General features: G+C 45.4%; 27 protein-coding genes. 13 read left to right on the forward strand and 14 right to left on the reverse strand.

Annotation, left to right across the window (positions count from 1 at the left end; translation table 11 throughout):
• Window positions 1-66 precede the first annotated feature (66 nt).
• Window positions 67-414 carry an FKBP-type peptidyl-prolyl cis-trans isomerase gene (locus C2755_RS02045; protein ID WP_215321560.1) on the reverse strand — a complete coding sequence of 116 codons (348 nt, stop codon included), beginning with the start codon at window positions 412-414 and terminating at the stop codon, window positions 67-69.
• 87 nt (window positions 415-501) lie between these two features.
• On the opposite strand from C2755_RS02045, the gene C2755_RS02050 reads away from it, so the two are divergent.
• Window positions 502-1,518, forward strand: coding sequence for a DUF6352 family protein (locus C2755_RS02050; protein WP_215321561.1), 1,017 nt, complete (start codon window positions 502-504; stop codon window positions 1,516-1,518).
• Here the strand turns inward: C2755_RS02050 and C2755_RS02055 are convergent.
• A complete protein-coding gene (locus C2755_RS02055) occupies window positions 1,515-2,711 on the reverse strand; it encodes an MFS transporter (RefSeq protein ID WP_215321562.1) in 1,197 nt (398 codons plus the stop codon). The two genes, C2755_RS02050 and C2755_RS02055, sit on opposite strands and share 4 nt — an antisense overlap.
• Window positions 2,712-2,947: 236 nt before the next feature.
• On the opposite strand from C2755_RS02055, the gene C2755_RS02060 reads away from it, so the two are divergent.
• The 5 genes from C2755_RS02060 to C2755_RS02080 all read left to right on the forward strand — a co-directional run bounded on the left by C2755_RS02060 (window position 2,948) and on the right by C2755_RS02080 (window position 8,212).
• Entirely contained in the window at window positions 2,948-5,182 is a 2,235-nt protein-coding gene (locus C2755_RS02060) for an NADP-dependent isocitrate dehydrogenase (protein WP_215321563.1), read from the forward strand.
• Between the two features lie 99 nt (window positions 5,183-5,281).
• A complete protein-coding gene (locus tag C2755_RS02065; protein WP_215321564.1) occupies window positions 5,282-5,689 on the forward strand; it encodes a BLUF domain-containing protein in 408 nt (135 codons plus the stop codon).
• Window positions 5,690-5,744: 55 nt separating this feature from the next.
• A complete protein-coding gene (gene msrP / locus C2755_RS02070) occupies window positions 5,745-6,707 on the forward strand; it encodes a protein-methionine-sulfoxide reductase catalytic subunit MsrP (protein WP_215321565.1) in 963 nt (320 codons plus the stop codon).
• Window positions 6,708-6,709: 2 nt separating this feature from the next.
• Window positions 6,710-7,270 (forward strand): lipocalin family protein, encoded by a 561-nt coding sequence (locus C2755_RS02075; protein ID WP_215321566.1) that lies wholly within the window; start codon window positions 6,710-6,712, stop codon window positions 7,268-7,270.
• An 18-nt stretch (window positions 7,271-7,288) separates the two neighbouring features.
• Window positions 7,289-8,212, forward strand: a complete 924-nt coding sequence (locus C2755_RS02080; protein WP_215321567.1) for an MBL fold metallo-hydrolase — start codon at window positions 7,289-7,291, stop codon at window positions 8,210-8,212.
• A 29-nt stretch (window positions 8,213-8,241) separates the two neighbouring features.
• Here C2755_RS02080 and C2755_RS02085 read toward each other — a convergent pair whose 3' ends face one another.
• Window positions 8,242-9,039, reverse strand: coding sequence for a hypothetical protein (locus tag C2755_RS02085; RefSeq protein ID WP_251368510.1), 798 nt, complete (start codon window positions 9,037-9,039; stop codon window positions 8,242-8,244).
• Window positions 9,040-9,095: 56 nt separating this feature from the next.
• Here C2755_RS02085 and C2755_RS02090 point away from each other — a divergent pair, with 56 nt between their 5' ends.
• Window positions 9,096-9,866: an SDR family oxidoreductase gene (locus tag C2755_RS02090; protein WP_215321568.1), complete on the forward strand. Its 771-nt coding sequence runs from the start codon at window positions 9,096-9,098 to the stop codon at window positions 9,864-9,866.
• Here the strand turns inward: C2755_RS02090 and C2755_RS02095 are convergent.
• Window positions 9,863-10,405 carry a DUF2889 domain-containing protein gene (locus C2755_RS02095; protein WP_215321569.1) on the reverse strand — a complete coding sequence of 181 codons (543 nt, stop codon included), beginning with the start codon at window positions 10,403-10,405 and terminating at the stop codon, window positions 9,863-9,865. The genes C2755_RS02090 and C2755_RS02095 overlap by 4 nt on opposite strands.
• 100 nt (window positions 10,406-10,505) lie before the next feature.
• Here C2755_RS02095 and C2755_RS02100 point away from each other — a divergent pair, with 100 nt between their 5' ends.
• On the forward strand, window positions 10,506-11,231 hold the full coding sequence (locus C2755_RS02100) for a pseudouridine synthase (protein WP_215321570.1): 726 nt from the start codon (window positions 10,506-10,508) through the stop codon (window positions 11,229-11,231).
• A 13-nt stretch (window positions 11,232-11,244) separates the two neighbouring features.
• Window positions 11,245-11,532 carry a 4a-hydroxytetrahydrobiopterin dehydratase gene (locus C2755_RS02105; protein WP_251368511.1) on the forward strand — a complete coding sequence of 96 codons (288 nt, stop codon included), beginning with the start codon at window positions 11,245-11,247 and terminating at the stop codon, window positions 11,530-11,532.
• Here the strand turns inward: C2755_RS02105 and C2755_RS02110 are convergent, their stop codons facing one another.
• The gene (locus tag C2755_RS02110) at window positions 11,533-11,748 is read right to left on the reverse strand and encodes a hypothetical protein (protein ID WP_068322043.1); all 216 of its coding nucleotides are present in this window, start codon (window positions 11,746-11,748) and stop codon (window positions 11,533-11,535) included. It abuts the gene before it with no gap.
• Between the two features lie 150 nt (window positions 11,749-11,898).
• Here C2755_RS02110 and C2755_RS02115 point away from each other — a divergent pair, with 150 nt between their 5' ends.
• Window positions 11,899-12,504: a sulfite oxidase heme-binding subunit YedZ gene (locus C2755_RS02115; protein ID WP_215321572.1), complete on the forward strand. Its 606-nt coding sequence runs from the start codon at window positions 11,899-11,901 to the stop codon at window positions 12,502-12,504.
• A gap of 30 nt (window positions 12,505-12,534) precedes the next feature.
• Window positions 12,535-12,861 (forward strand): hypothetical protein, encoded by a 327-nt coding sequence (locus C2755_RS02120; protein ID WP_251368512.1) that lies wholly within the window; start codon window positions 12,535-12,537, stop codon window positions 12,859-12,861.
• Here the strand turns inward: C2755_RS02120 and C2755_RS02125 are convergent.
• Window positions 12,858-13,478, reverse strand: a complete 621-nt coding sequence (locus C2755_RS02125) for an SOS response-associated peptidase (RefSeq protein ID WP_215321573.1) — start codon at window positions 13,476-13,478, stop codon at window positions 12,858-12,860. The genes C2755_RS02120 and C2755_RS02125 overlap by 4 nt on opposite strands.
• A gap of 84 nt (window positions 13,479-13,562) precedes the next feature.
• Here C2755_RS02125 and C2755_RS02130 point away from each other — a divergent pair, with 84 nt between their 5' ends.
• Window positions 13,563-14,405 (forward strand): peptidylprolyl isomerase, encoded by an 843-nt coding sequence (locus tag C2755_RS02130; protein WP_215321574.1) that lies wholly within the window; start codon window positions 13,563-13,565, stop codon window positions 14,403-14,405.
• Between the two features lie 46 nt (window positions 14,406-14,451).
• Here C2755_RS02130 and C2755_RS02135 read toward each other — a convergent pair whose 3' ends face one another.
• Genes C2755_RS02135 through fdxA form a run of 4 tightly spaced genes read right to left on the reverse strand, consistent with a single transcriptional unit; the run spans window position 14,452 to window position 17,182 of the window.
• Window positions 14,452-14,940 (reverse strand): dihydrofolate reductase, encoded by a 489-nt coding sequence (locus C2755_RS02135; RefSeq protein WP_215321575.1) that lies wholly within the window; start codon window positions 14,938-14,940, stop codon window positions 14,452-14,454.
• A gap of 11 nt (window positions 14,941-14,951) precedes the next feature.
• Window positions 14,952-15,746, reverse strand: coding sequence for a thymidylate synthase (locus C2755_RS02140; protein ID WP_072583155.1), 795 nt, complete (start codon window positions 15,744-15,746; stop codon window positions 14,952-14,954).
• A gap of 45 nt (window positions 15,747-15,791) precedes the next feature.
• Window positions 15,792-16,838, reverse strand: a complete 1,047-nt coding sequence (locus C2755_RS02145; protein WP_215321576.1) for an NAD(P)/FAD-dependent oxidoreductase — start codon at window positions 16,836-16,838, stop codon at window positions 15,792-15,794.
• A 20-nt stretch (window positions 16,839-16,858) separates the two neighbouring features.
• Window positions 16,859-17,182, reverse strand: a complete 324-nt coding sequence (gene fdxA, locus C2755_RS02150) for a ferredoxin FdxA (RefSeq protein WP_215322258.1) — start codon at window positions 17,180-17,182, stop codon at window positions 16,859-16,861.
• Window positions 17,183-17,300: 118 nt separating this feature from the next.
• Here fdxA and C2755_RS02155 point away from each other — a divergent pair, with 118 nt between their 5' ends.
• Window positions 17,301-18,314, forward strand: coding sequence for a D-glycerate dehydrogenase (locus tag C2755_RS02155; protein WP_215321577.1), 1,014 nt, complete (start codon window positions 17,301-17,303; stop codon window positions 18,312-18,314).
• 62 nt (window positions 18,315-18,376) lie between these two features.
• Here C2755_RS02155 and C2755_RS02160 read toward each other — a convergent pair whose 3' ends face one another.
• Genes C2755_RS02160 through moaA form a run of 4 tightly spaced genes read right to left on the reverse strand, consistent with a single transcriptional unit; the run spans window position 18,377 to window position 21,716 of the window.
• On the reverse strand, window positions 18,377-18,670 hold the full coding sequence (locus C2755_RS02160) for a hypothetical protein (RefSeq protein ID WP_072583151.1): 294 nt from the start codon (window positions 18,668-18,670) through the stop codon (window positions 18,377-18,379).
• A gap of 12 nt (window positions 18,671-18,682) precedes the next feature.
• The gene (glp, locus tag C2755_RS02165; RefSeq protein WP_215321578.1) at window positions 18,683-19,999 is read right to left on the reverse strand and encodes a gephyrin-like molybdotransferase Glp; all 1,317 of its coding nucleotides are present in this window, start codon (window positions 19,997-19,999) and stop codon (window positions 18,683-18,685) included.
• Window positions 19,996-20,601, reverse strand: a complete 606-nt coding sequence (gene mobA / locus C2755_RS02170) for a molybdenum cofactor guanylyltransferase MobA (RefSeq protein WP_215321579.1) — start codon at window positions 20,599-20,601, stop codon at window positions 19,996-19,998. Before mobA ends, glp begins: the two co-directional genes overlap by 4 nt.
• Window positions 20,601-21,716 carry a GTP 3',8-cyclase MoaA gene (gene moaA / locus C2755_RS02175; protein ID WP_215321580.1) on the reverse strand — a complete coding sequence of 372 codons (1,116 nt, stop codon included), beginning with the start codon at window positions 21,714-21,716 and terminating at the stop codon, window positions 20,601-20,603. The genes mobA and moaA overlap by 1 nt, the downstream gene beginning before the upstream one ends.
• Window positions 21,717-21,797: the final 81 nt, after the last annotated feature.

A 21,797-nucleotide genomic window follows, 5' to 3' on the forward strand; every position in this document is an offset into this window, starting at 1 on the left:
AGTAGATCAAAGTATTTAAAAAGCCACCCGAGGGTGGCTTTTGTTTAGCTGCCGAATACGCGAGCCTTAGTTAACGCCGTGGAGCTCCACATCAAATACCAGGGTGGCATTTGGAGGAATAACGCCACCCGCGCCGCGAGGGCCATAGCCCATCTCGGAAGGAATGATGAGGGTACGTTTGCCACCAATTTTCATGCCAGCTACGCCTTGATCCCAGCCTTTGATCACATGACCAGCACCCAAAGGGAAGCTAAAGAGTTGGCCACGATCTAAGGAGCTATCAAACTTTTGACCTTTATGGTCAGTAGCCTTCTCGTCATAAAGCCAGCCGGTGTAATGTACATCCACATGATTACCTGCTGCAGCCTCTTTGCCTTCGCCCACAACAGTATCGATTTTTTTCAGTTCACTCATGATGTTTTCCTATTTCACACAAATTGATTGGCTAGTATATTCTGAGCTCTGTAAATTCCTTCGGTAATCATGCAATAGCGAAAACGTATGACAAATTATTGGCCAAATTCTGCATATAGCACCCTGACCATCAGTTCTGATGATCAGTTGTTGGTGACAGATGACTTTTTGCGTACTTATATGGAGAGGCCGGAGCTCAAGCTAGTTCCCGAATCTTGCGCTATCGAACGTTCGCTCCATCAACGTTTAACTGACAACCCTCGTACAGATGTTACTGATGATGAAATCTCGGCGATGGCTGATGAGGATATTCAGGAGAACTATCGTGTTTGGCTGCGTTATCGGAAGCGTTTATTAGGGGCAAGCTCCCTAGAGAACTTTTATATGAGTTTGTTTAAGGGTGAGGGAGTAGACGTACCGCCTTTATTTATTGCTCAACTCGCCCAAATTTTTATTAGACATATCCTGGGTAACGATGCACATCCACTGGAAGCCCGTATGGGCGAGCTCTTTTTCAGAACTCAGAAGATTACTGTTATCGAGGATGGCATTGTGATGGGCGCAGACGATGAGATAGTTGCGCGCAATGCTCAGGCTAGTGATACGGGCAACATCATGGATTTGCTTAAAGGCAAGTCAATGACGATGCGTTCAGCCGATCTGGATGTGCTACATGAAGACAATGCTGATACCTATTGGACTAGAAACGAAGATTTTGATTTAGCGGTTCAGCTCAATTTTGAGCATGAGCCTATTAAATATTTTTGTCGCGTCTTAGAAAAATGGATAAAGCATTTTCTGGGGGTTAGCGTACGCATTACTCCCATGCAGCAAATCACGGATCCTAAGTGGTCATGGCATGTTGGTCTAGATGCAGCCGCTACTGAAATACTTAATAAGCTTTACAACAAAGAGTTGGTAGAAGCAGATGAGTTACAAAAGGTGATTTGTTTATTTCGTCTAGACTTTATCGATGAAGCTGCCGTAGCTAAGGCACAGGCTGGTAAGCCGGTATATATGGCTATTGCCATGAACAACCAGCAGCAGCTGAAGTTAAAGCCTCAAAATCTATTGTTTAACTTGCCGCTAGCTAAAGCCTCTTAGGCCGTGACTCGCGATTTTCTCCGTTGCTGAGCAAGCCAGAAAATCGCCAGACCGCTCACTACAACAGGGATGAGTGATCCCCAATTGAGGATGCTCCAACCATGTGAAGTGACAAGGGCGCCTGATCCAAAAGAAGTGAAGGCCATAGTTCCAAAGACGAAGAAATTAATGGCAGCCTGTGCTTTGTCGCGCTCATTGGGTCGATAGGCAGTCATTGCTAAAGAGGTGGCGCCAGTAAATAAAAAGTTCCAGCCAACACCGAGTAAAAATAAAGCGATAAAGAATTGATGGAGATCGGTTCCGGTAAGGGCGATTGCAATGCAGATGAAGTTCAGAAGCACCCCAGTCCCCATGATCTTTAACACCCCAAATCGTTGGATAAGTGATCCTGTAAAAAATCCAGGGGCAAACATGCCAATCACATGCCACTCCAGAACTAAAGCGGTGTCCGAGAATGGTAATCCACAGATTTGCATTGCTAAAGGTGTGGCGGCCATGAGTAGATTCATGACCCCATACCCCAATGCTGCACCAATGATGGCAACCATAAAGACGGGCTGCTGGAGAATGACTTTCAGTGGGCGTCCATCAGTGAGGGCATGCTGGGTCTTTAGCTCTTGTGGAAAACGAATGAACTGCATCACGAAGATGCCAATGAACCCGGCAATGGATAGAGTGAGATAGGCTCCCAGAAAGGCGGTATCAAAAAGATCTCGCGTCCAGGAGGCTAGATTGGGTCCAATAACTGCGCCAAGGATGCCACCAGCTAATACCCAAGAAATCGCCTTATCGCGTTGACTGTGGTCTGTCAGTTCTGCTGCAGCAAAGCGATAGAGCTGCCCATTAGCGCTGTAATAGCCTGCAATAAAGGTCCCCAAGACCAACAGCCAAAAGTTTCTCGTGATGGCGGCGTAGGCGCATAGCAGTGCTGAGAGCATTGCTACTAGCAAGCCTAATTGGAACGAAACTCTGCGCCCAAAGTAGTTTTGAGATTTAGCCACAATGGAGGTAGAAAAGGCGCCCCCGACAACATAGCCCATAACGGGTAGGGTGGCCATCCAGCTGGCTGGCGCAAGACTTAACCCCACAAGCCCATTGATAGCTATAAAAGTGACATTATTGGTGAGGAATAGCCCCTGACAAATGATCAGCAGCACCAGATTTTTGTTTAGTAAAGGATGTTTGCTGGTCATGGCATGCAGTGTACGGTGAATTTGAAGCTTCGGTTGTCTTGGTGGATTCCCTTAAATTGCCCCTTATCAGACGCTTTAAGGTGCAAAACCGGCATTTTTGACAGACCCGATGATTTAAAATGGAAAACTCGCCTCATTGGCAAAAGATGCGCTACAAGCGACTTGCAAAATGTGGATTTGAGAGCGACAGGGTAAAAACCTGACTCTGTAATTTTTTCAATATTGAGGAAACATTCATGGCTTCAGAGCAATCAAAGATTATTTATACGCTGACAGATGAGGCGCCACTTTTGGCTACTCGCGCATTTCTGCCAATTATTCGTACTTTTGCAGCTCCCGCTGGTGTGGAGATTGTGACGAGTGATATTTCAGTTGCCGCCCGTATCTTGGCTGAGTTTCCTGAATGCTTGACCCCTGAACAGCAAGTTCCTAATAACTTGGCTGAGCTAGGTAAAATGACTTTATTGCCTGATACCAACATTATTAAGCTGCCAAATATTAGTGCTTCCGTACCTCAGTTACTTGCAGCCATTAAAGAGTTGCAATCTAAAGGCTACAAGATTCCTGATTTCCCTGAAGATCCAAAAACGGATGAAGAAAAATCCATTCGCACTCGCTATTCCAAATGTTTGGGTAGCTCAGTAAACCCTGTATTGCGCGAAGGTAACTCTGACCGCCGTGCACCTCCTGCTGTGAAACGTTACGCTCGTAAAAATCCACACTCGATGGGGGAGTGGAGTCAGGCGTCACGTACTCACGTTTCTCATATGCATGGCGGCGATTTTTATGCTGGTGAGAAGTCCATGACCTTGACTAAGGCTTGTGATGTGAAGATGGACTTGGTGACAAAGAGCGGCAAGACTATTGTCCTTAAACCAAAGGTCTCTTTATTAGCTGGCGAAATTATCGACAGCATGTACATGAGCAAAAAAGCGTTATGTGAGTTCTACGAGAAAGAAATCGAAGACGCTTATAAGACCGGCATGATGCTGTCCTTGCACGTCAAGGCAACCATGATGAAGGTTTCTCACCCAATCGTGTTTGGTCACGCGGTAAAGATTTTCTACAAAGATGCTTTTGAAAAGCATGCCAAGCTGTTTGAAGAATTGGGCGTAAATGCTAATAACGGCATGAGCAGCCTGTATGAAAAGATCAAGACTTTGCCAGAATCTAAGCGCGAAGAAATCATTCAAGATTTGCATGCCTGCCACGAGCATCGTCCAGCATTGGCGATGGTGGACTCTGCTAAAGGTATTACTAATCTTCATTCCCCAAGTGATGTGATCGTAGATGCTTCTATGCCTGCAATGATTCGTGCTGGTGGAAAAATGTGGGGTGCTGATGGTCGTTTGCATGATACGAAGGCAGTCATTCCAGAAAGTACCTTTGCCCGTATCTATCAAGAAATGATTAATTTCTGTAAGACGCACGGTAACTTTGATCCAACGACTATGGGTACAGTGCCTAACGTCGGCTTGATGGCTCAACAGGCTGAAGAGTACGGTTCACACGACAAGACTTTTGAAATTCCTGAAGCTGGTGTGGCACGCATCGTTGCCGATGATGGCACCGTATTGCTTGAACAACATGTGGAAGAGGGCGATATCTGGCGTATGTGTCAGGTTAAAGATGCGCCAATTCGTGATTGGGTCAAGTTGGCCGTAAATCGCGCGCGTCTTTCTAATACTCCAGCAGTATTCTGGCTCGATGAATACCGCCCACATGAAGCTGAATTGATCAAGAAGGTCAATGCCTACCTCAAGGATTACGATCTGACTGGTGTAGATATTCAAATCATGTCCCAGACTCGTGCAATGCGTTATACCTTAGAGCGAGTGATTCGTGGCAAGGACACGATTTCTGTGACTGGTAATATTTTGCGTGACTATCTCACCGACTTATTCCCAATTATGGAATTAGGTACTAGTGCAAAGATGTTGTCCATCGTGCCTTTAATGGCTGGCGGCGGCTTGTTTGAAACTGGCGCTGGTGGATCAGCTCCTAAGCACGTTCAACAGTTGGTAGAAGAAAATCATTTGCGTTGGGATTCACTTGGCGAGTTCATGGCTTTAGCTGTATCTCTTGAGGATATTGGTGATAAGACAGGTAACAACAAGGTAAAAATCTTAGCCCGCACTTTGGATGAAGCGACTGGTAAGTTATTGGATAACAATAAGTCACCTTCACCACGAACTGGTGAGTTAGATAACCGCGGTAGCCAGTTCTACCTTGCTATGTACTGGGCTGAAGCATTGGCTGCTCAAACAGAAGATAAAGAATTGCAAGCGCACTTCGCTCCTTTGGCAAAATCTTTGATTGAGAATGAGCAAAAGATTGCGGATGAACTCAAAGCGGTTCAAGGTAAGCCAGCAGATATTGGCGGTTACTTTATGCCCGATTCTGAGAAGTTTGAAGCGGTAATGCGTCCTAGTGCTACTTTGAATGCAGCCTTAAAGGCAGCAAACGCATAATAGGTATAAGCGATAAGTATTTAAATTTTAAAATAGCTTTAGTATTTAAAGGCAAACCTTCGGGTTTGCCTTTTTTATTTATAAATCTTATTTTGAGATATGCCAAAACCAAAAGACCTGGTTGAATTGAGTTATCTGAGTGAAGCGGTCTCGGATATGTCTTTTCTTGGCTTAATGCGCTTGCTAGAATCGGCGCGCGCGTTTAATCAAAAAAATGGTGTTACCGGCATTCTTTTGTATGACAACCAGCAGTTTGGTCAAATCATAGAAGGTGAGCACGCTAATGTCATGAAGGCCTGGAAACGCATTCAGGAAGATAAGCGCCATCATCGTGTTGAGCTGTTAGAAATTCGTGAAATTACTGAACGTAACTTTCCAGATTGGTTGCTGCGTTTTTACGGCGGAGAGACCCTCACTCGAGACTATCCGGCTCTCACTGATATGGTTGGGGGTATGGATAAGCATAGCCTGGCTTTGATGAACAAAATGCGCGCGAGCCTATCTTAAGCAAGAAATTCCCATCGGTAGCAAAATAGGTTTATTACATTCATGGGAGTGCAACATGCGTTTTACTGATAAGACCATTCTTGCGGGTGATATCACTCCAAAAACCGTATTTGAAAACCGCCGTAATATTATTAAGACTGCTGCTGCAGGGGGTTTCGGAATGGCGCTGGCACCCTGGTTTTCTAGGGAAGCGCTTGCTGCCAGTCCGGAAAAGTTGGCAGCTACCCTTAATCCCGCCTATGCGAATAAGGATGATTTGACTGCCCTGAAGTACGTCACCAGCTACAACAACTTTTATGAGTTTGGTACTGATAAGGCTGATCCAGCGGCATATGCAGATTCTTTGCAGACAAGACCATGGACTATCTCGATCGAGGGATTGGTCAAAAAGCCAATGACACTTGATATTGATGCCTTTCTCAAGCTGGCTCCAATGGAAGAGCGAATTTATCGGATGCGCTGTGTTGAGGGTTGGTCTATGGTCATCCCTTGGGATGGTTACTCACTTTCTAAGCTCATTAATAAAGTCGAGCCACTGGGATCTGCAAAGTATGTGGAATTTATTTCCTTAGCTGATCGCAAGCAAATGCCGGGCGTGAAGAGCAATATTATTGATTGGCCCTATCGTGAAGGCTTGCGCATGGACGAGGCCATGAATCCATTAACGCTACTGACTTTTGGTCTATATGGCGAAGTCTTGCCAAAACAAAATGGTGCGCCAGTCCGCATAGTGGTGCCCTGGAAATACGGCTTTAAGAGCGCTAAGTCGATTGTCAAGATCCGTTTTACAGAAGAGATGCCTAAGACTAGCTGGAATCAGTTCGATGCACGTGAGTATGGCTTCTATTCCAATGTCAATCCTCAGGTAGATCACCCGCGTTGGAGTCAAGCGGTTGAGCGTCGCATTGGCGACCCTAAGGGCATGTTTGCGCCAAAAGTTAAAACCCAGATGTTTAATGGCTATGGCGACCAAGTAGCTAGCATGTATACGGGCATGGATCTGAAGAAGTACTATTAGTAATGAGCAAAATTTACTCATTACTTTTTAGTGCCTGCATTTTGTTGTTTCACTTTTCTGCTTACGGGCAGGGAAGTGATACACCGGTAAAGACGATTCCCTCTCTAGATGTGCAGCGTTATTTAGGTACTTGGTATGAGATTGCCAAATACCCCAATTGGTTTCAGAGGAAGTGCGTCAGTAATACTAGGGCGGTCTATTCAGCTAGGGCTGATAGCACGCTAAAAGTGCTTAATAGCTGCAAAACGGCTGAAGGCGATTTATCAGAGGCCGAGGGTACGGCAAGGCAGATTGGGGTAAAAGACTCTCCCAGGCTGGAGGTGCGATTTGCACCTGAGTGGCTGGCCTTTATCCCTTTGGTATGGGGCGATTATTGGGTGATTGACCTAGATCCTCAGTATCAAGTGGCTGTCGTGAGTGATCCTCGCCGTGAATATCTTTGGATTCTGTCCAGAACGCCACAGTTAGACAAAAAAGTCTATGAAGACACCTTGGTGCGCATACAAGCGCAGCAGTTTGATGTGCGGAAGCTAGAGTTAACTCCACAAGCAACTACCAAGTAAACACAAAGCTCCTAAGTTATGACTGCGCATTTTCTGCCCCCAGGAATTGAAGTCTTTGAAAGAGGCTGGCTCTCAGCCAATAATATTTTTCACTTTGGTGAAAATGATGCTTCCTTAGTGGATTCTGGATATTGTGCTCACCAAGATCTGACTATCGGTTTAGTTCGGAATGCTATGCAAAAGCATCGCCTACTGAAATTAAATAAGATGGTGAATACCCATCTACATTCAGATCACTGTGGCGGCAATGCTGCCTTAGTAGAGTCTTTTCATTGCGAGGTATACATTCCAGCTGCTGAAGCGATAGCAGTTAAAAACTGGGATAGCACTCTATTAAGCTACGACAACTTGGGGCAGGAGTGCCCACAGTTTCCGTATCAGGGTGTATTAGTTCCAGGCGAGGAAATATTGCTAGGAAGATATTTTTGGAAGATATTGGCGGCACCAGGGCATGATCCACACTCTGTCATGCTGTATCAGGCGGATCATCGCATCTTGATTTCAGCAGACGCCCTATGGGAAGAGGGCTTTGGGGTTATTTTCCCAGAGCTCTGGGGTGAGGCGGGTTTTGAGGAGGTAGCACAAACCTTGGATCTAATAGAGGCCTTGCCAGTCAATCTGGTGATTCCTGGGCATGGCGCACCTTTTGTAGATGTTTCTAAATCTCTTGCCTCAGCAAGATCAAGATTGGATTACTTGGCCACCGATCCAGATCGAAATGCACGCCACGGCGCTAAAGTATTGCTGAAATATCGTCTCTTGGAATGGCGCAGTCGTGATCTTGCGCAAGTGAATGAATGGATTGTGAAAACGCCGGCATTAATGAGCGCAGCAAAACTGCTCAATATGAACATAGATGAATTTACGCAGTGGTTACCTAAGGCCTTGGTCAAATCCGGCGCAGCAAAAATAGAGAATAAGACCTTAGTTGACCTTGGTTGATCTTAACCAATCTTTTTTCATCATCTGCTTTAAAAGCTAAGTGAAATTTTGCCGTACACAGTCCAGTTGTAGAGTTGGTACGTTTGCACTACTTGCTTAGCTCCACCAATGGCGATTAGAAGGTTTTTATTAATGCGTTGAGTCACCATAGCGTCGATTGGCACAAACCAGCCACCACCTGCTGAGTTATATACAGCGCCATTTTCATCCCAGAAGCGAAGCTGTGTATTGGGACTCAGGTTTAGACCTACCGTTGGATAAAGCTCAAGATGATTATCAACTGGAGGCAAACTAGCGCTGGAGGGCGCCTTGCGATTGAAGCCCATCATGTATCTCGCGAGAGGCGAAATATCCGAAAGAATATTTTGACCACCACCTGAGGGTTTAAAGGAGGTGCTTACCTGAGGCCCTGCTAGCCATTGACCCGTGTTGCCGAGCGGGGCCAATATCCTGGCTCCAACATTTGCTAACCAATCAGCTTGACCACCCCAAATGGTGAGCATTGCATTGTTGGGTGAGTAAGTGCCGGTGGATTGTGCAGCAAGCGTTGGTCCATAGACGGCGGTATAAGCGGTATCCAACCTCATCGTGCCATGCCAGCTACCAAGATTTAAGGGGTTGTAATAGCGTAATTTAAGCGTATCAGCATAATTTCCAGATCCCTGGGCAGCATGGTAGTCCCAGAACTCCAGTATGTGATCTCGAGATCTTTCTTGGGATGCATTAACAAGCCCTAAAATGGGCGTGGAAGAGGGTTGCTCCGTGGCGCACACTATAACGGCAGGAATGCATAGCAAGGAGAAGGTGAGCGCACGCAGAAATACCATATAGGCATTAATATTAAATTACAAAACACTATTTACTAAAGATTTGAAGAGGAAGTATGGAACATACCGTATTAGTTACTGGAGCAACCGCTGGATTTGGAGAGGCAACTGCCCGACGTTTTTTAGCCCATGGTAATAAAGTTGTGGCTGTCGGCAGAAGGGCGGATCGTTTAGAGGCTCTAAAGAACTCCTTGCCTGCTGAGCAGCAGAAAAAACTTCTCACCATGGTAGTCGATGTATGCGATAGCGATCAGGTCGATTCTCTGGCGAGTGCGCTACCAGCAGAATTTTCAAAGGTAACTGTTTTGGTGAATAATGCCGGACTCGCTTTGGGGTTGGAGCCAGCCCACAAAGCATTTTTGAGTGACTGGGATCAAATGATTGATACCAACATCAAAGGACTCGTTCATATGAGTCGCGCCTTCTTGCCGGGTATGGTGGAGCGTAAATGTGGTCATGTGATTAATTTGGGCTCTGTTGCTGCAAATTATCCTTACCCAGGTGGCAATGTGTATGGCGGCACAAAAGCATTTGTTAAGCAATTTAGTTTAAATTTGCGCGCTGATTTGATTGGTACGCCAGTGCGAGTGACTTGTATAGAGCCTGGTATGTGCGCTGGCACAGAATTCTCTAATGTTCGCTTTAAGGGCGACGATGACAAGGCGGAAAAGGTTTATACCGGAGTTCAGGCTTTAAGTGCTGATGATGTGGCTGAGACAATTTATTGGTCAGCCACACTACCAAGTCATATGAATATTAATGTCTTAGAGGTGATGCCAGTTCAACAGGCATTTAATGCGTTTAATGTGCACCGTGGAGAATTTTAAGTTTTAGTTTTATTCCACTGATAAAACTTGGGATACACGCGCATCACTACGGGACCATCAAAGTCCCAAGATTTGCAGGTACCCAAGTACAGTGGTGGCTTATTACTATCCGGATCAAAGAATGCTCCTGGAATGGATTGATAAGCTGCAGTAGCAAGATTGAAGAGCAGCTCTCGCAAATGCGTGCAGCCTTTGATTCCGCCAAGGTGGGTATCAATCGTTTTGCGCCAACCCTTACCTAGTCGCTCTCCAATCAATGAGTCCATTGGCGGGATAGCTGCTGTGCATTCTGCATGGGGCTGTCCATCCATCACTGCTTCAATTGCCTTGATAACAAATTCTTTATCAAGCGTAACTCGAATCCGCATGTCATGAAAGGCTTCACCCGGCTGCCAGGTTTTTGCACTCGTTTGGAAAGGGTTTGTCTTGAAATCTCTGAGATGACCCTCGATATCCCATAAACCATCTTCTCGCGCGTAACCTTGAAAAGTAATTTCTCGAGTGTGTAATAGGGAGCGTGATTTTGGAGTGGATAGCATGGAGATGGGGCTATTAATGAGGGTTGTCTAATGATAATGAATTGCAGTACAAACAGGCTCAACTTTATGGGGGCCTGCTCTGTAGTATCCTCTGCAGCATATGGCAAAACCTATTTCCCTAGAAAAAATCCTTTTTAGCCAAGGCTTTGGTACCCGTCGCTATTGCGGTGATTTGGTATATGCCGAGCGGGTTAAAGTAAATGGCTTGTTGGCTGAAGACCCAGAAGAAAGAATTGCCACAGAAAATCTGATGCTGAACGTAGAGGGTAAAGACTGGGAGTATCACGAGAAGGCTTACCTTGCTTTTAATAAGCCAGCGAATTACGAGTGTTCGCATAAAACGACACACCATCCGAGTGTTTATAGCTTGCTACCCAGCCCTTTTGTTGAACGAGGGCTGCAATGCGTAGGGCGCCTAGACTATGACACCACTGGATTGCTCTTGATCTCGGATGACGGCCAGTTTATTCACAAGATGACGACCCCGAAGAAAAATATTGGTAAGGTCTATGAAATCACTACACCAGAGCCCATTACGCAAAAACAAATCGATCATTTAATGAGTGGCGTTGTGCTCGATGATGATCCAAAACCTTGCTATGCCACAGCATGCAAGCAAATTTCTGATCATGTTTTAGCGATGACAATTGTTGAGGGGCGCTACCATCAGGTAAAGCGCATGATGGCGGCAGTTGGTAATCATGTTGCTAAATTACACCGCACTGAAATTGGCGCATACCAAATGCCCGCAGACTTGGCAGAGGGAGAGTGGCGCTGGCTTTATCCAGAAGATTTGAAGCGGCTTTCGCAAAGCGTTACCGTTTAAAAAGGGTCTTGTGATGGTTGATGGCGTTGATTTGAAAAAAGAAATCCCCATGTGGTCTTTAGGGATCGAGGGTAAGTCGATAGCACGCGTGTTTACTTTCGCAGACTTTCAGCAAGCTTTTGACTTTATGACGCTATGTGCTCAGTACGCTGAGAAAATAGATCACCATCCTGATTGGTCCAACTCTTGGAGCAAGGTTTCAGTCAAACTCACCACTCATTCAGCTGGCGCGTTGACTGCATTAGATGTTCAGTTGGCAAAGGCAATGGATGCCTTTGCTTATCAAGTGAAGCACGACTAATTAGTGTTCATCACCTTCGTGCTCTTCCTCATTCATGCTCATGAGAATGGTGGCTAGTAAGCCATAGACTACTTCGGTGGAGATCATCCCGTCTTCATCTAGCTCATCAATTAAGTCATTTAGACGATCCTCGGTTGGCTCGTTGAGCAAGGTCATTGCGCACTCGCACCCATAGTCAAAATCTTCATCATTCTGGGTTTGGTTCTCTTCAGTCATATTTATCCTTAATTGAGCCCTCAGGATATCAAATTACAGCTTAAATCGATAGGGCTAAAAGACCTCTACTTTCCGGGACCTAAATTACATGAATTCCATGGTATTGAATATGCTCTTAAGATGATTACAGATTGGTTTACAGTGTTAACTATGAAGGTCTTGAAATCAGCTATTTTCTTTCTATGTCTGCTCCCGCTAGCCCGCTTAGTTTGGCTTGGTGATCAAGAGGGTTTAGGTGCTAATCCAATCGAATTCATCACCCGCTCTACTGGTACTTGGGCGTTAGTCTTTTTATGTATTACGTTGGCGATGACCCCCTTACGCTTAATTACGGGCTTGTCTGCTTGGATTAAGTTGCGTCGCATGTTGGGACTCTTTTGTTTCTTCTATGCCTGCATGCACTTTTCGATTTGGTTCTGGTTGGATCAGAATTTAAATATTCAGTCCATGTGGAGTGATGTTGTAAAGCGCCCCTTCATTACGATGGGCTTTCTGACTTTGGTATTGCTTGTCCCATTGGCATTGACATCAAATCATTGGGCAGTTCGTCAGCTTGGTAGACGTTGGACTTTATTGCACAAGCTTGTGTACTTGATCGCATGCACTGCAATAGTTCACTATTGGTGGCACAAGGCAGGTAAAAATGATTTGGGAACAGTCTCGATTTATGCGGCAGTTATTTTTCTATTGCTGATGTGTCGCATCCCAGCGGTCAGAAAGATCCTCCAGAGTTACCGAAGTAATTCGCTTAGATGAAGTAATGGCTGCTGCCATACAATGAGTCTCATGAATACATTCTTTTCGAAGCTGAGCCCACTCCTGTTGTTGATGAGTGTTTTCGCTTGTTCCCAAACTCCTCCCTTGCCTCCTGGGTCGACCACTTATTCCCCATATACTCCCGGGCAGGTTCAGGAATTTAACCAGCAGCCCATGTCGCCAGTAGAAGGACCATTTGGTCCAGTTGATCCAAGAGCAGAAGATCTTAGTATAGCTAAAGAACGCGCAATGGATTCAAAATTTTATAATCAACCAAATGGTGAGGAAGAGGCTGAGTCTATAGAAACCCAATCAGCCGATCCTTATCAAGCCACAAGGCCTGTGATCACTTTCTAGGCTAGCGTTAGCTCAGGAATAGAGTCTATTTGCAATAGCGCTTGTGCTTCCTCTGGAGTGGCATTGAGCCATGCTTTAAAAAGTTCAGGTCGCAAGGGAACCACAGTACGTTTCTCATCCTCAGATTTATGCATACGCTTCATCACTGGGTGATTGCTAGCATCGATAGTGAGCATAGAAAAAGAAACGATCAGTTCACCGGTTTCTGGTTCAGTCCAAGTATCCCAGATAGAGGCAATGGCCATTGGTTCGTGATTGGCTTGCTTGATAGCAGTACGGACTGCCTTACCAGATTCATAACAAGGCTCATAAAAAGCATCCGCTAGGGCTAAGGCGTAATGTCGCTTAGCCCAGGCGAATTTATAAGAAGGCTTTTCAGCTACCGTTTCAACTCTCGCGTTATAAGTTTTTCTGCCGAAGGTTTCTTCTTTAGCCCACGATGGCAACAGGCCAAAGCGTGCTAAGCCGATTGCGGTACGGTCGACATTATGACTTTTGAGGATGATGGGCCCTGGATGGGTTGGGAATACATCATGAGCCGTTGATATCGGTAAATCGAGGTCAAAGTGGGTTTTTACCCAATCAATATTTACGGTAGTGAGATATTGAACGCACATAGCGCTATTTTACTGCGCCTTATTGCCCTTGATCCCATACCTACTGGTAGTATTGAGGCTAAATTTTAGAAAGATATCCTCCTTATGAAACCTTTTGTCTCTGCATTGAATCCAATAGTCGTTCGTTTTATCGCCGTAGGCTTTTTGACCAGCGCGCTTGTTGGCAGTGCTTATGCCCAGCAGAGTGGTTTACCCATTAATGCTGCAGCCTCTGTTAATGGAACCATCATTACCAATGATATGGTGGAGCAGGGAATTAAAGTTGCGCTTTCACAAGGGCAAAAGGATTCTCCAGAATTACGTAAAGTAGTTATTGAGAAGTACATTGAGGTGTTGCTACTTTCGCAGCAAGCAGAAAAAGAGGGTTTAGCAAACTCAGAAAAAGCCAATACACAACTGATGATGATTCGTCAAAATTATTTGGCAGATCTAGAGCTATCAACTTATATGGCTAAAAACCCAATCACCGAAGCAGATGTTCAGGCTGAATACAACAAGGAGATTGCCTCTTTGGGCCCTCAGGGCATGATTACTGAATATAAAGTGAGTGATCTTGCAGTAGCTAGCGAAGCCGATGCTCAAGCTGCCTTGGCACGTATTAAGAAAGGCGAGCCATTTGATAAGGTTGCCAAGAGTGTTTCATTGGCTCCAAACAAAGTACAGGGCGGTGCAGTGGGCTGGGTTCAGCCTGGTCAAGTGGCTCCACAATTAGCCTCGGTGTTGGCAACTCTTTCCAAAGGACAGGTTTCACCAGCGCCAATTCAGATGCAACAAGGTTGGTATTTAATCAAGTTGGAAGATAAGAAATCAAGCAAGCCACCAGCATTCGAGCAAGCTAAGGCGGCTATTCGTGCTGGCATGACACAAAGAAAGCAGTATGAGTTCTTGGGCCAGATTGCAAAAGATGCAAAGATTGTGGTCCAGTAAAAGCAGCAATGCTTTACTGTGAAAAAGGACTCCAAGGAGTCCTTTTTTATTTCCGCTCTAGCGTAATGAAGCTAAAGGTAATATCACCTTCGGATCCAGGGGTGCGCTCTACTTCTTTCCAGTCCGACTTGTTGGGAACTTCAAAAAAGGTATCGCCACCCTCAACATCCATATCGATCTCAGTAATATAGAGTCGATCTGCTTTCGGAAAGGCCTGCGTGAAGAGTTGCTCACCACCGATGACAAAAACACGTGGGAAATCACTTAAGCTATTCAGGGCTTCATCGAGCGATCCGACTAATTCGCCACCAGTAGCTTCATAGGCTGAATTGCGGCTTACGATGGTATTGCGACGTCCAGGAAGTGGGCGTCCTATGGATTCCCAAGTTTTACGACCCATGATCACAGGATGCCCCATGGTCACGCGCTTAAAGAACTGCAAATCAGCTGAGATCTTCCAGGGCATTTGATTGTCGCGACCAATGACGTGATTGCGTGAGCGCGCAACGATCATAGAAATAGCAGGTTGAGTCATAAGTACGATTCTTAAATGGCTACAGGAGCTTTAATGTGAGGATGAGATTCATAGCCGACGATTTCGAAGTCTTCAAACTCATAATCAAAGATTGAATCAGGCTTGCGCAAAATATTAAGCTTAGGTAAAGGGAAGAAGTTCCTCGATAACTGAAGTTCCACTTGTTCTAGATGGTTGCTATATAAATGACAGTCACCACCGGTCCAAACAAAGTCACCTACTTCAAGGTTGCATTGTTGCGCCATCATGTGCGTTAGCAATGCATAGCTAGCAATATTAAAGGGTACGCCCAAAAAGATATCCGCACTACGTTGGTAGAGCTGGCATGACAACTTGCCATCGGCTACATAAAACTGAAAGAAGGCATGACAAGGAGCCAAAGCCATGCGAGGAATATCAGCTACGTTCCAAGCAGAAACAATAATGCGACGCGAGTCTGGATTCTTTTTAATGGTCTCTACTACTTCTGAGATTTGATCGATATGCTGACCATTCGGCGCAGGCCATGAGCGCCACTGATAACCATAGATAGGACCCAAATCACCATCGGGTGCTGCCCATTCATTCCAGATGGATACGCCGCGTTCTTTCAGCCAGTTATTGTTCGTGCTGCCTTTGAGGAACCAGAGTAATTCATAGATGATTGACTTCAAGTGAAGCTTTTTAGTGGTCACCATGGGGAAGCCATCGGCTAAGTTAAAGCGCATCTGGTGGCCAAATACGGAGACCGTGCCGGTTCCGGTCCTGTCGGACTTTTGAACCCCCTTGGCGAGGACTTCTTTCATGAGATCGTGATATTGACGCATATAGATTGGCTAAAAGTGGTTATGTATTAACGAATTAAGGATAGCTTACTCGAATGTGGGCGACTTCACTCCCAAAGCCTTGTGAAGCTTGGGAGAGGTGGTTGTGTACTGGAGTTGAATCTGTTTTTCGGGGTTTAGGTATGCTGCTGCTGCAAAGGCAGCCAGAGCGGCCTCATGAAAGCCTGACAGAATCAATTTTTTCTTACCGGGGTAGACATTGATATCACCAACAGCGTAAATCCCAGGAGTACTGGTTTGAAATTTTTCTGTATCAACACAGATTTGTTTGCGATCGATATTCAGACCCCACTCTGCAATCGGACCCAACTTAGGAGAGAGTCCGTAAAACACTAAAAGATCATCGAGTGGAATCTGTTTTGCTTCACCATCAATATTGGTGAAGGTGATCTCAGAAAGCAGGCCATCTTTTTCTTCGTAAGCAGTAACTTGCCCAATTAACAATTGCATCTGATTACTGGCGCATAGCTCACGCATTCCCGCAATCGATTTTGGCGCAGCCTTAAAATCATCACGACGATGAATTAAGGTAACGCTGGCTGCAATTTCAGAAAAATGAATTGCCCAATCCAGAGCTGCATCACCACCACCGCAAATCACAATTCGCTTTCCCGCGAATTGCTCAGGATTTTTAACATGATAGAAAAGTTGTTTCCCTACAAAGGCATTAATACCTTCAAGGTTAATGGTGCGAGGCTGAAAAGCCCCAACACCACCAGCAATAAATACAGATCTACTCAGAAAGTGATTGTCTTGCGAGGTGCTAATCAGAAAGCGGCCATCGGCTTGGGGTTCAAGCGTACTAACCTCTTGACCCAGATGAAATTGAGCCTTAAAGGGTTCAATCTGTTTGAGTAAGTTGTTGGTAAGTTCGCGACCAGTACACACTGGAATCGCAGGAATATCGTAGATAGGTTTATCTGGATAAAGCTCGATGCATTGACCGCCTACCTCTGGTAGCGAATCAATCACATGCGCTTTAATTTCTAAGAGGCCTAATTCAAAAACCTGAAAGAGACCCACAGGACCGGCGCCAATGATGACGGCATCGGTTTCTATAGGTTTATTCAACACCAATTTCTTTGGCTAGAAAATTACTTTACTAGCTGATCAAGTTTGTTTTTAACGTCTTTCCATTCTTCAGCATCTGGGAGAGCTGCTTTGGACTTAGTAATCGAAGTCCAAGAAGGGGAAAGTTCAGCGTTGAGTTTGATGAATGACTGTTGATCACCAGGAACATCATCTTCAGCGTAAATAGCGTTAACAGGACACTCTGGAACACAAACTGCGCAATCGATACACTCATCTGGGTCAATCACTAAAAAATTAGGACCTTCACGAAAGCAGTCAACTGGGCAAACATCAACGCAGTCAGTGTATTTGCAACGGATACAGGCTTCGGTAACAACGTAAGTCATGGTGTTTTGTTTCAAGAGCCCCAAAAAGCCGGGTGCTTAGTTATAAAACCTCAATTTTAGCTGAAATAGCCTATTTTTCAGGCGAAAGGGTCTATTTAGTTGAGGTAAAGTTCCCAATATGAATACACAGCACAATAGCCCAGTTAATCAGCAAAAACCCAAGATTTTGGTGGCAAGAGCCATTTTTCCAGAGGCATTAGCCAAATTAGAGGAATCTTTTGAGGTGAGATCCAATCAGGAGGATCGGATTTTTAGCCCTGAAGAGTTGCAAAAAGAACTCTCTGGGGTTGTAGGGGCTTTAGTTGCAGGTAGTGAAAGAATTGATGCAAATGCCTTAATGCATGCCAAGGATCTGAAAGTTGTGGCCAATATTTCTGTGGGATATAACAATTTTGATGTGCCGACCATGACTGCTGCTGGTGTAATTGCAACCAATACGCCAGATGTTTTAACTGATACAACAGCTGACTTTGGTTTTGCTTTATTGATGGCAACCGCAAGGCGTATAACTGAATCTGAGCACTGGGTACGGGCAGGACAGTGGGACAAGTGGTCCATTGTGAATAATCCCCTTGGTATGGATTTGCATCACAGTACAGTAGGCATTATTGGTATGGGCCGAATTGGTCAAGGCATCGCCAAGCGCGCATTGGGTTTTGGGGTGAATGTGATTTATCACAATCGCAGTCATTTATCAGAGGCTGATGAAAGAGCCTGTGGCGCAAAGTATGTTTCTAAAGAAGAATTACTTCGCACCGCTGATCACGTAGTTCTAGTGTTGCCTTATAGCGCCGAGAGTCATCATACGATTGGCGCCAAAGAAATTGCTCTCATGAAACCAACGGCAACCCTGATAAACATTGCTCGTGGTGGCATTGTGGATGATGCAGCTCTGGCTCAAGCCCTAAAGGAAAAAAGAATCTTTGCAGCTGGCTTAGATGTATTCGAAGGCGAGCCCAAAGTGCACCCCGAGCTATTGAAATTGGCTAACGTAGTACTTGCTCCGCACATTGCGAGTGCTACAGAAAAAACACGTAGAGCGATGGTGGATTTGGCGGTAGATAACTTACGTGCAGTGCTTGCAGGAAAAAAACCACCCAGCCTTATTAACGCCGAAGTTTATAAAACTTAGTAAAAATAAAGCCGAGCATTACTCGGCTTTATTTATTGGAGATAACTCCGAATATCCAATGTTTACTCAGCATCAATTTCTTCTGGCAATTCGCGTAACGCTAATTCAATACCGCCGAATTTTCCAGCAACCCAGTTATAGACTTTGCAGGCGATCCACAACAATCCAAACCCGAGCAGGGCATTGAGAATGAGTGCGGATAACACAGTAAATCCTGGGATAGCACCGTCACGAATGAAGGCTACAAACAAAGCCAACAATACGATTGGTACAGAGAAGCAGAGGTAAACCAAAACTAAGGTTTTGGCGGTATGCATTGGGTCTAGAAAGACGAGTTCTTTTTTGCTAAGTTTCATGATGACGCAATCTTAAAGCAGTCCATCAAAAAGCGCTATATCTACCCAGTCTCCAGCGGCAACATTTCCTTGCTCATGACCTAGGATCACAAAGCAGTTGGCCTCACTCATCGAGCGCAAAATTCCAGCACCTTGGCTGTCAGTTAGCCTTACTGCTGGTTTGCCATCGACTCCACGTCCTAGAATAGCGCGTTGAAATTCTGTACGACCTGGTTTTTTTCGAATGGGAACTTCGGCAATGGCCTGGGTAAGAGGTGGCTCAGTCTGATTGGCACCATTGAGCTGTAGAAGTGCTGCTCGGACAAATTGATAGAAGGTCACCATGACTGCTACGGGATTACCGGGTAGGCCAAAGAAGAGTGTTTTGCGAGCAGGAGATTTTTCAGCGACTGGTTTGAGAACTCCAAACGCCATAGGGCGTCCTGGGCGCATGGCGATTTTCCAGAAACCGACATCGCCTAACTCTTGCATGATCTGTTTTGTGAAATCTGCTTCACCAACCGAAACGCCCCCAGAAGAAATCAATACATCTGCTTTGCTAGCGGCATCGATAAAGGCTTGCTTCAAAAGGGTGGGATCATCGCGCACAATGCCGCAGTCAATGATCTCTAAATTCAGGCGATTAAGTAAACCAGTAAGGCTGTAGCGATTGCTGTCATATATGCTGCCTGCATCTAATGCTTGGCCTAGCGCACGCAATTCATCACCGGAAGACAGAATAGCTACTTTGAGTTTGCGCTTTACAGGTAAGGAGGCAATGCCAAGTGATGCGGCTAGACCTAGATCAGAAGGGCGCAGTAAGCGGCCGGCAGCAATTGCGGGTTTGTCCTTTTGAAGGTCCTCGCCACGTAGGCGTCTGTTCTCGCCAGGCTTTAATTGATCTTGCTTGAATTCAATTACATTCTCATCTTTGTCACTTGTGAATTCTTGTGGAATGACGGTATCGCAGCCAGTGGGCATTAGTGCGCCCGTCATGATCTTGAGGCATTCCCCAGGACCAATGCTGCCCTCAAAGGGTTTGCCGGCAAGCGCTGTACCAATCACTCTTAAGGTGATGGCCGTGCTGTTGGTGTCGAGACATTTGCCATCAAATGCAAAACCATCCATGGCCGAATTGTCTGCAGCCGGAACATCGATGGGTGAAAGTAAATCGGCTGCCAATATCCGATTAATCGCTTGATCCAATGCAATATTTTCAATATCTGCAGGATCATTAATCGTCTTAGCTTCTTCAATGAGATCTTCTACCAACGCGGCAATTGCCTTGCGTGCGTCATCCACATGTAGTGACGAGGTCAAGAGAATAGGTTGGTTTGGGGAATGACTCATGCTGATACTTCTTCTAGTGACTTTAGCTCATCAGGGGTATTTATATTGGCAAATACCTGTGGATCTTTAAAAACCACAGTGCTATTTCTCAACCCTTTAAACCAGCGATCAATTTTGAGATCCCCTTTTTGGAGAAATTGATTCAATGAATCTTGCAAGTTACTACGCATAAGACAAAAAACAGGCTGTGCCCATACTTTACCATCCGCTTCTTTGGTAGAGGCGTACACCAATTCAAAATCCCCTCGCTCCATCTCGGTAATTAATAACTCTGCGAGATTATTGGGTAGCAAGGGTGAGTCGCAAGGTGAAGTTAGGAGATAAGCCGTCTTGCAGGACTTCAAGCCTACAGAGAAGCCTGCTAACGGCCCTGAAAAATCTGGCGTTTCATCCATGATCACTGGATACCCATAGCTCGCATACTTTGTGATGTTGCGGTTGGCATTAATCACAATGGTTTGTACCTGGGGCTTGAGTTTTACGATAGCTGACTCGATGAGTGGTTTACCGTGAAAAGGGATTAAGCCTTTATCAATGCCACCCATGCGTTGTGCTCTCCCGCCAGCAAGTATGAGTCCAGTAATGTCTTCAGTAGAAATCATTAACCACCAATGTAAGACATTTCAACCTTGCGGTTACCAGATAACAGATTCGCGGTATGCGAACCTCGAATTTCTGAATAGTGATCATTGCGAGTTGACCAGGTATTCATTACCGCATTAGCGATTTCTAAATCACTCTTGCTGGAGCGCAATAGGGTTTTGAAATCAAAACCTTCATTGGCAAAAAGGCAGAGATACATTTGCCCATCAGTCGAGATGCGCGCTCTAGAGCATTCATGACAGAACGTTTGAGTAACACTGGAGATCACGCCAATCTCGCCAGAGCCATCGACATAGCGCCAACGCTGTGCAACTTCGCCGGTGTAGTTGGCTTCAACAGGCTCCAGAGGAAAGGCTTCATGAATCCTGGCAATGACTTCTTTGGATGGAAGTACCTGCTCCATATTCCAGCCATTAGAGCTACCCACATCCATAAATTCAATAAAACGCAGAATGACGCCACTACCTTTAAAGTGCTTAGCCATTGCAACAATCTCATGATCGTTGGTACCTTTTTTCACCACCATATTGACTTTGATGTTCTGGAAGCCTGCTTCTTGTGCTGCGGCAATTCCATCAAGTACATCGGCGACTGGGAAATCGACATCATTCATTTTCTTGAAGATCGCATCATCCAACCCATCAAGACTTACTGTCAATCTTTGGAGGCCGGCTGCTTTTAGAGCGGTAGCTTTCTTGCGCAAGATGCTGCCGTTAGTCGTTAAGGTTAGATCAAGCGGCTTACCTTCAGTCGTCTGAATTTTTGCCAACATCTCAATCAGCACTTCTAAATTCTTGCGTAGCAAAGGCTCGCCACCAGTCAGTCTAATTTTTTCAACGCCTAATGTGGCGAAGATAGAAGTGAGGCGAGTGATTTCTTCAAAACTCAGCAATTCTTTATGAGCTAAGTAAGGATAGTTTTGGTCAAACACTTCCTTAGGCATGCAATAGGTACAGCGGAAGTTGCAGCGATCAGTCACTGAGATACGGAGATCTCTTAGGGTGCGTCCCCGAGTGTCTTTCGTATGGCCGTGAGGAGTGACGAGTTCGGCACCAATGGGTGGCGTTAGGCCTTTGCCTTCGTCTATTCGAATGGGGATTACTTTTTCAACCATATACGCAATTATGGCTGTGAAACGGGGTTTCTGCCAAACCGCCAAATATCCTTTTGGGATAAATGGCAGTCTGGAGAAAAA

This window comes from Polynucleobacter sp. MWH-S4W17 (assembly GCF_018687535.1).
Taxonomy (GTDB): domain Bacteria; phylum Pseudomonadota; class Gammaproteobacteria; order Burkholderiales; family Burkholderiaceae; genus Polynucleobacter.